Origin of the sequence: Gemmatimonas sp., assembly GCF_041689975.1 — a bacterium.
Taxonomy (GTDB): Bacteria; Gemmatimonadota; Gemmatimonadetes; order Gemmatimonadales; family Gemmatimonadaceae; genus Gemmatimonas.
Map to the genome: position 1 here is coordinate 1 of NZ_JBDNFF010000187.1, position 11615 is coordinate 11615.

Annotated in this window: 11 protein-coding genes; 6 read left to right on the forward strand and 5 right to left on the reverse strand. The window is 64.3% G+C overall.

The window, feature by feature from the left end; all coding sequences use genetic code 11:
• Nucleotides 1-179 precede the first annotated feature (179 nt).
• Both ACESNG_RS11990 and ACESNG_RS11995 read left to right on the forward strand, forming a co-directional pair.
• Complete coding sequence (locus tag ACESNG_RS11990) at nt 180-1697, forward strand: ABC transporter permease subunit (protein WP_373064296.1); 1518 nt, start codon at nt 180-182, stop codon at nt 1695-1697.
• Nucleotides 1694-2434: an amino acid ABC transporter ATP-binding protein gene (locus ACESNG_RS11995; RefSeq protein ID WP_373069141.1), complete on the forward strand. Its 741-nt coding sequence runs from the start codon at nt 1694-1696 to the stop codon at nt 2432-2434. Before ACESNG_RS11990 ends, ACESNG_RS11995 begins: the two co-directional genes overlap by 4 nt.
• Before the next feature lie 634 nt (nt 2435-3068).
• Here the strand turns inward: ACESNG_RS11995 and ACESNG_RS12000 are convergent.
• Entirely contained in the window at nt 3069-3479 is a 411-nt protein-coding gene (locus ACESNG_RS12000) for a YeeE/YedE family protein (RefSeq protein ID WP_373064292.1), read from the reverse strand.
• A 4-nt stretch (nt 3480-3483) separates the two neighbouring features.
• Nucleotides 3484-3948, reverse strand: coding sequence for a YeeE/YedE family protein (locus tag ACESNG_RS12005; RefSeq protein WP_373064290.1), 465 nt, complete (start codon nt 3946-3948; stop codon nt 3484-3486).
• A gap of 503 nt (nt 3949-4451) precedes the next feature.
• Here ACESNG_RS12005 and ACESNG_RS12010 point away from each other — a divergent pair.
• Together ACESNG_RS12010 and ACESNG_RS12015 are read left to right on the forward strand one after the other, a co-directional pair.
• The gene (locus ACESNG_RS12010) at nt 4452-5585 is read left to right on the forward strand and encodes a carboxypeptidase regulatory-like domain-containing protein (RefSeq protein ID WP_373059733.1); all 1134 of its coding nucleotides are present in this window, start codon (nt 4452-4454) and stop codon (nt 5583-5585) included.
• A gap of 42 nt (nt 5586-5627) precedes the next feature.
• On the forward strand, nt 5628-7010 hold the full coding sequence (locus ACESNG_RS12015) for an NAD(P)/FAD-dependent oxidoreductase (protein WP_373059735.1): 1383 nt from the start codon (nt 5628-5630) through the stop codon (nt 7008-7010).
• A gap of 789 nt (nt 7011-7799) precedes the next feature.
• Here the strand turns inward: ACESNG_RS12015 and ACESNG_RS12020 are convergent.
• Together ACESNG_RS12020 and ACESNG_RS12025 are read right to left on the reverse strand one after the other, a co-directional pair.
• Complete coding sequence (locus ACESNG_RS12020; RefSeq protein WP_373069143.1) at nt 7800-7991, reverse strand: hypothetical protein; 192 nt, start codon at nt 7989-7991, stop codon at nt 7800-7802.
• 128 nt (nt 7992-8119) lie between these two features.
• Nucleotides 8120-9895, reverse strand: coding sequence for a DEAD/DEAH box helicase (locus ACESNG_RS12025; protein ID WP_373061185.1), 1776 nt, complete (start codon nt 9893-9895; stop codon nt 8120-8122).
• A 92-nt stretch (nt 9896-9987) separates the two neighbouring features.
• Between ACESNG_RS12025 and ACESNG_RS12030 the strand changes: the two genes are divergently transcribed.
• On the forward strand, nt 9988-10443 hold the full coding sequence (locus ACESNG_RS12030) for an SET domain-containing protein (protein WP_373061187.1): 456 nt from the start codon (nt 9988-9990) through the stop codon (nt 10441-10443).
• Between the two features lie 68 nt (nt 10444-10511).
• Complete coding sequence (locus ACESNG_RS12035) at nt 10512-11087, forward strand: c-type cytochrome (RefSeq protein WP_373061189.1); 576 nt, start codon at nt 10512-10514, stop codon at nt 11085-11087.
• On the opposite strand, the gene ACESNG_RS12040 is transcribed toward ACESNG_RS12035, so the two are convergent.
• A partial coding sequence (locus ACESNG_RS12040) for an N-acetyltransferase family protein (protein WP_373069145.1) occupies nt 11084-11615 on the reverse strand: 532 nt, incomplete at its 5' end. The genes ACESNG_RS12035 and ACESNG_RS12040 overlap by 4 nt on opposite strands.

The window sequence follows — 11615 nt, forward strand, 5'->3', positions numbered from 1 at the left end:
GGCTGTTGCTGTTGCCCTTGGCTGTTGCTGTTGCCCTTGGCTGTTGCTGTTGCCCTTGGCTGTTGCTTGTGCTGTAGGCTGCTCCTCACCGTCGACGCGATCCGGCGGCCACGCGTTGCGACGGCCGTCACACACGATAGCTTTTCGGAGCCGCCGCCCCTCCCTCCCAGCCCCGCTCCATGATCCGAATTGCAACGCGGTTGATCTTGATGGCCGCGCTGCTCGTGGTGACCGGGGGCTGCGGAGGTCCCGCGGCAGTCACTCCGGCGTCCGTGCCGCCTCTGCGCTGGGGCGGCGATGCCGAGGGAGGCGCCCCCTTCGTGGAGGCCGATCCGGCAAACCCGGCCCGTGTACGCGGCTTCGACGTCGAGATCGCGACGATGATCGCACAGGGCGTCGGTCGCGAGCCGCAGTTCGTGCAGGTGGCGTGGGCGTCGATCGAGCAGTCGCTGGCCCGTGGCGACTTCACGATCGGCATGTCCGGCCTCGAAGATCGCCCCGCGCTGCATGCGCGTTTCGCCGTATCGCTGCCGTATTACGAGTTCCGCGAGGTGCTCGCCGTACGAGCGGCCGACAGCGCCCGTGTCCGCACGCTCGCCGACTTACGGGGCCGGCGCGTAGCCACCTTGGGCGCCACCATGGCGTGGGAGATGCTGCTGGCGGCCAGGACGTCGCACGGCGTGCTGCCGGTGTCGTACGACGACGACGTGCATCCTTACAGTGATCTCGTGAGCGGACGCGTGGATGCCGTGTTGCTGGACCACGTACTGGCCGAGCGCTCGCTGCGTCGCATTGGTGGCTTCGTGATTCAGCCGGTGCCGCTGGCCCGCGGGCATTACGTGGCCGTGCTTGCGGCCGGCGACAGCGCGCTGCGCGACTCCGTGAACACGACGCTGCGTGCACGTATGCGCGACGGCTCCCTCGAGCGCGTGTTCCGTTCGTGGAACGTGTGGGATACACAGCAAGCCGAGTTTCAGCAGAAAGTGCTGCGGGATTCCATGCCCGGCCGTGACACCACGGCGGCTCCCACCGCGACGACCGCGCAAGCGACGCGTACGTCCGCATCCATCGCGACATACCTCCCGTCTCTGCTGCGCGCCGCAGTGATCACGCTGGTGTTGTCGGTACTCGCGATGGCGCTCGCCATCGCGATCGGCATCGGAGTCGCCGCCGGACGCGTGTACGGATCACGTTCAGTGCGCCTCCTGCTCACGGCGTACGTGGAGCTCATCCGAGGCACACCGGTGCTGCTGCAGCTGTTTGTGCTCTACTACGGACTGTCGGACGCCGTGCGACTCCCCGCGTTCGCTGCTGCCGTGATCGGACTTGGCCTGAACTACGCCGCCTACGAATCGGAGATTTACCGTGCAGCGCTCGAAGCGATCCCCACGCTGCAGCTCGAGGCCGCACGCACACTCGGCCTCTCCGAGTTTCAGATCCTGCGTCTCGTGCGCGGACCGCAGGCCTTGCGACTGGCCCTGGCGCCCATGACGAACGACTTCGTGGCGCTACTCAAGGATTCGTCGCTCGTGTCGGTCATCACCGTTGTCGAACTCACCAAGCAGACGGCGATCTACGCGACCAACGCCGGTAGCTGGGCAATCCCCGGCGCGCTCTGCGCGATCGTGTATCTCGCCATGTCGCTACCGCTCTCACGCATGGCTCGTCGCCTTGAACATCGGTGGAAACTGTCATGAATCACGACATGACACACGCGCCGGGTACCGGTACGGCGGTTGTCACTACGTTGCGCGTGCGCGCGCTGCACGCCGTTCGTGGCGAACGGATGATCCTGCGCGGACTCGATCTCGACGTCGGTGTCGGCGAGGTGTGCGCAGTGATGGGGGTGTCCGGCGCCGGCAAGACCACGGTGCTGCGCATCGTGGCCGCGCTGCAGCCGTTCTCGTCCGGCACAGTCGAGATCGGTGACGTAGCTCTCGCGCCCGGTGAATTGAAACCGGAGTCGCGGCTCCGCGCGCTGCGTCGTCGCGTAGGAGTGGTGTTCCAGAGTCACGCGCTCTTCGAGCATCTCACCGCGCTCGAGAACGTCATGCTGGCGCCGATTCACGCGCTCGGACAATCACGCGAAAGCGCCGCCGTCACCGCCACGCAACTGCTCGAGTCGCTGGGCGTATCGGCGCGCGCGCATGCGTATCCGCGCCAGCTCTCCGGCGGTGAGGCGCAGCGCGTGGCGATTGCGCGCGCGCTGGCTCCCGACCCTCAGCTGCTCTTGATGGACGAGCCTACATCGGCGCTCGATCCCGCCCGCCGCGCCGCGCTCGGTGAATCGGTGCGCACGTTGGCCGCTCAGGGACGCGGTCTCCTGATCGTGACGCACGACGCCGAGTTTGCGCGCAGCTACGCTGATCGCGTCGTGATGCTATCCGAGGGCACGATCGTCGAAGAAGGGCCCGCCACGCAGGTGCTCAGGTAGCACAGTTGACCATCGTCGTGCTTGCCTCGCACCGGGAAACGTGCGTGTTCAAGCGTGTGGGCATCCCATGCACCACGACTGTGCTTCAATCCAATGAGGAACTGATCACACGGGAATCATACTCTTTCAGTAGTGTCCCAACGTTTTTCAGAGGAGAACGAGTGGAATGGGCTCGAAATCAGATTCTGAATAACGGGGTGGTGGCGTAAGTAGTTGATGGAGCTGGACCTGCGCGAAAAGGGCCACCCTCAGGATCTGTAGCATTTCGTGCATGCTCTGCCGGTCAAGCGGTAGACCTTGCTTCGCGATCCAGAGGTGCGTCTTCACCTGAACACGTGGGGACACCACTCCTGGTGTTGCTGTTCTTCGCGGGCCTTCGCGATCTTCGCGGACTTCGCGCGAACGGCGGTGCTGGCGGGTGCAGCGGAGTGATCGGAGAGCCAGCTGGTTCGCGCGAAGCTCGCGGAGCACACGAAGAGACGCGAAGAACAGCACGATGATGGAAATGGGCATCGTGCCAACGGACATGAGCGCGGCGAACCCCAAGTAAATCAACCACTTATACCGTTCCAATCCCAAAACGTTGGGACGCTACTGATACTCTTTTTCTCTTTTAATCTTTTTCTCTGTGTGATCAGTTCCGAGCCTCACGCGCCGCCGTGAGTCCCTGCAATAGGGCGCCCAGCGCGATGCCACCGATGGCGTACAGCAATTCCCAGCTTCCGGCGCCGAGTCCGGCGATCGCTGGCCCGGGACACACGCCGGTGATACCCCAGCCGATGCCGAAGATGGCCGCCCCGATAATCGTGGAGCGATCCATCACCGAATCGTGCATGCCGAAGGCTCCGCCCAGCACTGGCCGCCGCAGCAGCTTGGGTACGAAGCGATACACCAGAAAGGTGACCACCACCGCACCGCCCAGCACCAGCATCAGCCCCATATCCTGAAAGCGCAAGAAGCTGAGCACCACGTGCGGTTGAATCATCGTGGACAAGGCCAGGCCGAATCCGAACAGGGCACCGCCGCCAAGGGCTGACTTGAGCATCGACTCAGCTCCCCCCGATACGCGCGAGTAGATTGGCCGTGATGAACGCGGTGGCCATGAATGTCAGTACCGCCAACAGCGACGGCAGCTTGAGCGACGCCAGTCCGCAGATCCCGTGTCCCGAGGTGCAGCCGCGAGACAGTCGCGCGCCGTACCCCACCAGCACACCGCCCAACGCGAGCTGCCATGGCGGAATCGAAACCGCCACCCGCATCCCATCGCCGAACGCCGTCCACCACGCGAATGCCCCCACGACGAGGCCGGTAGCGTATGCCAGACGCCACGCGCGGCTCTTCACCAGGCGCGGCTGCCGAAAGTACGGACTGCGCACCACGTAGGACCACGTGGACGAGTACACACTGCTCATGCCTCCGATCAATCCCGTCAGCGCAAACAGCACCCCGACGCCAAGGCCGATCGTGAGACCACCCACGAGATAGTGGGTCCAACCCTGCGGAAACAACGTCATCGGCGGCCGGTCCAGTCGGTGGAAACAGGGAGAAGTGGCGTGTCTGGAAAACTGTCGCTACACTCAGTCAGCGGAAGCCGTCTGGCAACTCTTCGAATGAACGTCCATTGGTCTGGTCGCGTTCGATTCCCAGTCCTTCCGCTTCCCTGAGACGGTACCCGTTTGATGCCATTCGGACGACGACTGAGCACGGCACTCTCGGCACTCTCGGCACTCTCGGCACTCTCGGCACTCTCGGCACTTGTGGCAGCGACCTACGCCGTGCCCTCGTCGGCACAGCGCACCCCGCCCACCCGACAGGAAGCGAAGGGTTCGACCGGTGCAACCGTGTACGGTATGGTACACGACAGCGTCGCGGCCCGACCGCTCGTCGGCGCGATAGTTCAACTGGTGACGGCCGACACGCTCGCGGACTTCGGCCGCACGATCGTCTCCGACTCCATGGGACGATTCAGCTTCGACAGCGTGCCGGCGGGGGCCACGCGATCGGTTTCTTTCATCCGATGCTCGATTCGCTCGGGCTCGATCCCATCGCGCGTACCGTCACCGTCACTGGGACGAGTGCCGTTCAGGCACATCTGGCCGTGCCCACTCCCGCTCGACTGCGAGCCGCCATCTGTGGCGCATCATCCGGCTCGGGCGCCGGCGCCGTGGTGATCGGCTCAGTGCATGACGCGCACGGCCGGACGCCTGCGGTCGGCGCTACCGTCATCGCCGAATGGATTGAGCTGACGTTCGGAAAGGCGGGCATGACGCAACGCATATCGCGGCGCACGTCGACCACCCGCGAGAAAGGCTGGTTCTCCCTCTGCAACGTGCCCAGCCCCGGCATCATGATACTCATGGCCACCCGTGGCCCCGACAGCACCGCCATGATCGACGGCGAGGTGTCCGCCAGCGGCTTTCATCGACGGGATCTGTACCTTGGCCCGTCACGTGCGGTGGCCACTGCGGCGGATAGGACGCGCAAGATCCGTGTGGGCGACGGTCTGCTTAGCGGAATCGTACGGACAACCACCGATGACCGTCCGCTGGCCGGCGCGCAGATCAGCATCGTCGATGGTCCGAACACGCGCTCGAATGCCCGCGGCGAGTGGACGCTGACCGACGCGCCGTCGGGTACACGCATGCTCGAAGTGCGCGCCGTGGGCTACTATCCTGAACGGCGCGCCGTAGACATCGTCGACAGCATCGCCCCAGTGCGCGTTGCCCTCACAACGTGCAAATCGGTGCTCGACACCATGAAGGTCAGCGCCACACGCACCATCGACATGAATATGCTGGGCTTTCAGGAGCGTCGGCGCTCGGGCATGGGTCGCTTCCTGACCCCGCGCGAAATCGACGCGCGGCAACCTGTGGTCACGTCGGATATCTTCCGCTCCGTGCCGGGTCTCCTTCTCGAGCGCACCATGGACGCCGGGGAAAACGTGATGATGCGCGGCATATACGAAGACCGCTGCGTGCCCGCGATCTACATCGATGGCCACTGGATGAGCGGCCGCACGTCGGGTGATCTGGACGGCTTCGTTCGTCCGAACAACATCGCGGGCATCGAAGTGTATAGAGCCGGTCAGGTCCCCGCCCGGTTCCAGCCGAAGCTCAGCGGCTGCGGCAGCTTAGTTTTCTGGACGAAGTAATCGAGCGAGTGGATTGAATCGCTCCACCACAGGGCAAATATCGTGAAGGCTGAACCGAACACCAGCACGCGCGTGACCAGCATGCACGCCACCGACCCTCGACCACATGTGGTCATCGTCGGTGGTGGATTCGCGGGACTGACCGCTGCGCGCACACTCGCCAAGGCCGAGGTGCGCATCACGCTCATCGACCGCACAAATCATCACCTGTTTCAGCCGCTGCTGTATCAGGTGGCGACGGCGGTACTCAACCCGGCCGACATCACGGTACCGATTCGCTGGATGCTCCGCGATCAGCCGAACGCCACCGTGATCATGGCGGAGGTGGACAGTATCGATGTGCCGCAGCACACGCTCACGCTCGATGGCGGCAGCAGTGTCGTCGCGTGGGATTATCTCATCGTGGCCAGCGGCGCCCGGCATGCCTACTTCGGACATCCCGAGTGGGAGAACAACGCGCCGGGTCTCAAGAGCATCGAGGACGCCCTCGAAATGCGTCGCCGCTTTCTGCTCAGCTTCGAAGCGGCCGAGCGCGCCAGCGCCGAAGGACAGCGCGAGGCCCTGCTCACCTTCGTGATCGTCGGCGGTGGCCCGACCGGCGTCGAACTGGCCGGCATGATCCCCGAGATCACGCGCAAAGCCATGAAGAACGACTTCCGACGCATCGATCCCACGTCCGCTCGTATCGTGCTGCTGGAAGCCGGGCCGCGTTTGCTACCGCAATTCCCCGAATCGCTCAGCGCACGTGCCGAGCGCGACCTGCGTGACCTCGGCGTAGACGTGCGCACCAACACGGCCGTCACCACCGTGGACGACGCCGGTGTGACCGTAGCGTCGGGCGAACGGATCTTCGCGCACACGGTGTTCTGGGGCGCTGGTAACCAGGCCTCTCCACTCGGCAAGCAGCTTGGTACCCCGCTCGATCGCGCCGGGCGCGTGATTGTCGGACCGGACCTCGCCTTGCCCGGTGATAGCCATGTCTTTGCCGTCGGGGACATCGCATCCGTACTCACCGATGCCGGTACACCAGTGCCAGCCGTCGCCCCGGCAGCCAATCAAATGGGCGAGCACGCGGCACGGTGTATTCTGCACGATCTCGGCGGCACGCCGCGTACATTCTTCCGCTATTTCAACAAAGGTGATCTGGCCACGATCGGTCGGCATCGCGCCGTCGCGGCAGTTGGCGCACTGGAGTTGCAGGGCTACATCGCGTGGCTCGCCTGGCTCTTCATCCACATCCTCTATCTCGCCGGCCTGCGCAATCGGCTTACGGTCTTCGTGCAGTGGGCATTTCAGTATGTCACCTATCAGCGGGGCGCGCGATTGATCACCGGCACCACCGCGCACCGATTGCTGAACACGAGCCGTGAACGGGAACTCGCACGGGCCGAAGCTCGCGAGGACGCAACACTGGTGGGCGACTAGCGCGCTACCTCCGCAGGTGCGCCTGCGTCCAGCCCAGCGGCGTCGCGCAGCCGTCGCTGACGGTGCGGTACCGGGTTGGCGCGTAGGAGTCGGTCGGACACAGCTCGAGTGCCGCGATCTCTTCCGCATCCATCCGCGCAGGTAATCCGAGCCAGCCAGCATCCCGTCCAGATACAGTGTCACGTTGCAGCGACCGTCTGGATTCCGTGATGACGCACGCAGGCTGCCGGTGTTTCCGCCGATGGCCACACGACTCGAGAGTGCCGAGTTCTCGCCCGCTTTTGTGCGGCATCACCCTGCCGTTCGTGCGCATCGATCTACCGCTATGTGCGCTGATCGAGTGCGTCGAGCGGTCGCGGAGAGGAGTTCGGCGGAACGACTCCCATTTCGAGCCATACGGTCAGAGGGGTGCCGATTCCTGTTCTTCGCCTGTTGCTCTGCGTTCTCTGCGCCTCCGCGTCCTCTGCGTGATCGGGTCAGCGGCGTGTGCGTCGCCGCCCCCCGGGAGTCGTGCGCGGCGTACGGTGCGCACGGGGCAGTGGAACTGATCACGCAGTGGAACTGATCGCGCAGTGGAACTGATCGCGCAGTGAACGCAGAGGCGCTCCGCCAAACCCGGCCGGATTTTCTCGTGGCCACGCGCGAAACCCATGCCCTCGCGCAATGCCTCATCGAACGACAGGACCTGGACACCTTCGAGATGTTCCGCTTGGCTTGATCGCGCAAAAATCAGCGCAGAACTCGGCACTCTCGAGCACGCGACCGAGAATGCTGAAATCGCCACGCACGTCACCCACCACGACAATGCCGGGTAACATCGCGATCGGTCGTGATGAACGCGCCGAACAAAGGTGAATTACCAAGGCTGTCGAATACGCTGCCGCGCTCGGCGTCGGCTGCCTGGGCTTGGGCCTGGGCCTGGGCCTGGGGGGCGGGAACCAGTAGTAAGACGGCAATCACACCGAGGATAATTCTGCTCATAGACATGTACCGCGTACGCTACGGCACGCCACGAGAATGCGCCCATTCCGCCGCCAGTTGTCCCCGAACGACAGAGGCCAGCCGACGATTGCTCGTTGGCCGGCCTCTGATGCTTCGTGCAAAGCTGTTCAGCGCATCCGATCGCGACGCACCAACACCTTCTTGCCCTTGATCGTCGTATTCCGCAGCGCCGTGATGATATCCTCGGCGATCTCCTCCGGAACCTCGACGGTGCTGTATCCGTCGGCGATCTGGATGGCGCCGATCACGCTGGCGTCGATGCCGACTTCATTCGCGATCGCGCCCACGAGATCGCCCGGACGCATCTTCAGCTTGCGACCCGCACCGACCCACAACCGCGCCACACTCCACTCCGGCTTCGCACGCTTGGCTGCCTTTGCGCCCCGCGGTGCCTCGTCCTCGCCACCACGGCTCGGACGACCGCCTTCACGTGCGCCTTCGCGCGCGCCATCCCGACCACGGCTGCTGTCGCGCGAGCTACGATCGTCGGTGCGTGGCTGAACGGCCGGAATATCCGGCTCGTCCGTCTCGTCTTGCGAGTCGAACAGCTTCACGGCGGCAGCGGCGATGTCCATCACGTCGAACTCATCGGCGAGCGACTCCACGATACTGCGGAACTTGTCGAGACCACCTTCCATGATCGTCTCGCGCAACGTGGTGCGCACCAGCTCCAGGCGGTGCGCGCGCAGATCGTCGACCGTCGGCACCTGCGCGATCTCGATCCGCTGACTCGTCATGCGTTCGATGTTGCGCAGCAGTCGATGTTCACGCGGCTCGGCGAGCGTTATCGCCACCCCTTCACGACCGGCACGACCCGTACGGCCGATGCGGTGCACATACGACTCGGCGTCGGCCGGCACATCGAAGTTCACGACATGCGACACATGCTTCACGTCGAGACCGCGCGCCGCAACGTCCGTCGCGATGAGCAGATCGGTCTTCTTCGTACGGAACTTCGTCATCACGCGATCGCGCTGGTCCTGGCTCAGACCACCGTGCAACGCATCGGCGCGCAAACCACGCGCCATCAGCGTTTCACTGAGTTCGTCCACTTCGGTGCGCGTACGGCAGAACACGATCGCGCTGGTGGGCTGCTCGATGTCTAGCACGCGCGCGAGGGCCGTCATCTTGTGCGCGCGCGGCACGATATACGCCACCTGACGCACGCGGGCCGCTTCGCCAGCGGGTACGACTTCGCGATCGATCGTGACGAACACGGGATCACGCAGCTGACGCTTCGCGATGTTGACGATGCGCGGCGGCAGCGTGGCCGAGAACAATGCCGTCTGACGCGACTTCGGCGTAGCCTCGAGAATCGCTTCGAGATCTTCTGCGAACCCCATGTCGAGCATCTCGTCGGCTTCGTCGAGCACGACGGTCTTGAGCGACGTCATTTGCAGCGTGTGACGACGGATGTGATCGAGCGCCCGTCCCGGCGTCGCGATCACCACGTCGACGCCACGCTTGAGGGCGCGCACCTGCATCTCCATCGAGGAGCCGCCGTACACGGCCAGTGCGCTCACGCCCATCGGCTTGCCATAACGATGCACTGCCTCAGCCACCTGCATGGCGAGTTCACGCGTCGGGACGAGGATCAGCGCCGACGTGCGCTCGCTGCCCTTCGCACTCGTATTCACGCGGCTCAGCAACGGCAATGCGAACGCCGCGGTCTTGCCGGTACCGGTGGCCGCCTGCGCCAACACATCACGACCTTCCAGCAGCGGCGGAATCGCGGCGCGCTGAACAGGTGTCGGTTCTTCGTAACCTAGCGCAGCAAGCGCCGAGGCAATGCGGGGGTCGAGTCCGAGGGCCGCGAATCCGGTTTCGCTGACGTCGCGCTCGCTGTTCCGTGCGGCGACATCGCGCTCGTCCGGCTGTTTCATATGTCAAGTCTCCTTTTTAGAATCGCAATATATCTATATCCAGACCCCAGATGTGGCTTCCCAGCGCAAAATAGATGAGATTGTCAGTCATCATGACCGACACATCGACGCCATTTGAGGTCCGGCACTCCCCGATTCAGGGCTTCGGAGGCTACGCCACCCGCCCGATCGCCGGCGGCGCGCGCATCATCGAGTACGCCGGAGAGCGGCTCACCCCGAGCGCGGCCGAAGCGCGCTACCCGGACGTGGTCGGCGAGCGTCACCACACGTACCTCTTCGCGGTCGACGACGATGTGGTGATCGATGCAGCCGTGGACGGGAACGAGGCGCGGTTTCTCAATCACTCTTGCGCCCCCAACTGCGACGCGGTGATCGACGACGGTCGTATCTGGATCGACGCGATCCATGACATCGAGGTGGGCGAAGAACTGGTCTACGACTACGCCTACATTTTGCCGGAGCGCCACACGCCGGCCGCCAAGAAGCGTTTTCCCTGCTCGTGCGGCGCGATCACGTGCCGCGGAACGATCCTGGCCAGAAAGCGGTAGCCACGCGGCGCCACCGTACATTTACCGTGCTCAGTCGTTTGAACCTTGGTTGGAGCCTTGGAGGCCGTATGCGTTCGTGGATCGTGGTGTCGGTAGTGATGATCGGATCGGCGGTCGCGTGCGCCCGTGGCGCCAAGGAAGGGGCAGTCCAGCAAGCACGTCCTATCGCCTCGGCGGAAGGTGGCGCGACGGCGCGGCCTCAGGGCCCCCGTCGTGTGCCCCCCACGCCCATGAAGCTCGATACCCTGCGCCGTGAAGCCGTGGCCGAGCTGATGGCCACGCTCGTGGGCCGCGAGAACGAACCCGCCGGCACCGTGTTCAAGAACGTGAAACTGCACAAGACGATGCCCGCGAAAGAGTTCGTCACCATGATGGATGAACAGTTCGGTCGCGGTCTCGGTGTCAATTGCACTGGCTGTCACATGGACAACAAGGATTACGCCAGCGACGCGCGGAAGGACAAGATCATCGCCCTGCAGATGGTCAAGATGCAGCGGGACATCGACCGGAAGTACATCGCCAAGGTCAAGGAACTCGATGACCCTCGTCCGAAGACGACGTGCGTAATGTGCCATCGCGGCGCGACGCATTTGACGACCGAGATGGACGTCCCTACCGCTCCGGTGCCGCTGCGTAAGCGCTAAACCCTGTCTCTGACCGACCGCACCATCACGCGGTCGGTCTGCAGATCGTTGCCAAGGCAGAATTCCTGCGTGCCACTGTCGGTGAATCCTTGCTTGGCATAGAAGCGGATTGCCCGCGCATTTCGCTCCCATACGCCAAGCCACATCGTCGCCACGCCGCGCCCACGCGCCGCCGCCACGCACGCCGCCATGAGACGCGACGCAACGCCTTGGCCATGCCAGGCGTGGTCCACGTAGAAGCGTTGCAGCTCAACGGTTGGGTCTCCGGCCACACCACGATCGGTCGCATCGATACGCAGCAGCGCGTACCCAGCCATCGTCTCGCCGACCATGGCCATCAGGCAGACGCGCGACGGATCGGCAATTTCCGCCGCCTGTTGCTCCGGCGAGAACGCGTCGCGTAGATAGACCTGCATATCCATCGGGTCATTATCGGGCGCGAACGTTTCATGAAACACGTGCGCGGCAAACTCGGACAACGCACTCGCGTCGGCGGCCGTGGCCAAACGAATCGCGAAATCACCCGCA

What these genes read in the sequence shown, in the direction of transcription:
- ACESNG_RS12005 (WP_373064290.1), bottom strand. Translation starts at nt 3,948, where the DNA reads ATGACGTTGTTTCCGCAGGGTTGGACCCACTATCTCGTGGGTGGTCTC.
- ACESNG_RS11990 (WP_373064296.1), top strand. Translation starts at nt 180, where the DNA reads ATGATCCGAATTGCAACGCGGTTGATCTTGATGGCCGCGCTGCTCGTG.
- ACESNG_RS11995 (WP_373069141.1), top strand. Translation starts at nt 1,694, where the DNA reads ATGAATCACGACATGACACACGCGCCGGGTACCGGTACGGCGGTTGTC.
- ACESNG_RS12010 (WP_373059733.1), top strand. Translation starts at nt 4,452, where the DNA reads ATGCTCGATTCGCTCGGGCTCGATCCCATCGCGCGTACCGTCACCGTC.
- ACESNG_RS12030 (WP_373061187.1), top strand. Translation starts at nt 9,988, where the DNA reads ATGACCGACACATCGACGCCATTTGAGGTCCGGCACTCCCCGATTCAG.
- ACESNG_RS12025 (WP_373061185.1), bottom strand. Translation starts at nt 9,895, where the DNA reads ATGAAACAGCCGGACGAGCGCGATGTCGCCGCACGGAACAGCGAGCGC.
- ACESNG_RS12000 (WP_373064292.1), bottom strand. Translation starts at nt 3,479, where the DNA reads ATGCTCAAGTCAGCCCTTGGCGGCGGTGCCCTGTTCGGATTCGGCCTG.
- ACESNG_RS12020 (WP_373069143.1), bottom strand. Translation starts at nt 7,991, where the DNA reads ATGAGCAGAATTATCCTCGGTGTGATTGCCGTCTTACTACTGGTTCCC.
- ACESNG_RS12035 (WP_373061189.1), top strand. Translation starts at nt 10,512, where the DNA reads ATGCGTTCGTGGATCGTGGTGTCGGTAGTGATGATCGGATCGGCGGTC.